The sequence below is a fragment of the Mesorhizobium sp. M2E.F.Ca.ET.209.01.1.1 genome (assembly GCF_004010375.2).
Taxonomy (GTDB): domain Bacteria; phylum Pseudomonadota; class Alphaproteobacteria; order Rhizobiales; family Rhizobiaceae; genus Mesorhizobium.
On the sequence record NZ_SADP02000859.1, the window covers coordinates 1 to 315 of the forward strand.

General features: G+C 66.0%; 1 pseudogene. It reads right to left on the reverse strand.

Annotated elements, in window-relative coordinates:
* Positions 1–315 (reverse strand): annotated as a pseudogene (locus tag EN852_RS38225) (type III glutamate--ammonia ligase); the annotation flags it as partial.

A 315-nucleotide genomic window follows, 5' to 3' on the forward strand; every position in this document is an offset into this window, starting at 1 on the left:
GTCGGAGATCGCCTTGCCGTCAGGCGAGATCAGGAAAAACTCGGCTTCGACGCCGGTCTTGACATGCATGCCGTCGGCGGCTGCCTCGGCGATCAGCCGCTTCAGCGTGTTGCGCGGCGCCTGGTCGACCTCCTTGTCGTCCATGATGCAGTTGGCCGCGACCCAGGCGACTTCCGGTTTCCACGGCAACTGGATGACGGAGTCCGGATCCGGCACCGCCAGCATGTCGGGATGCGCCGGCGTCAGATCGAGCCAGGTGGCGAACCCGGCAAAGCCGGCACCATCCTTCTGCATATCGGCGATCGCCTGCGCCGG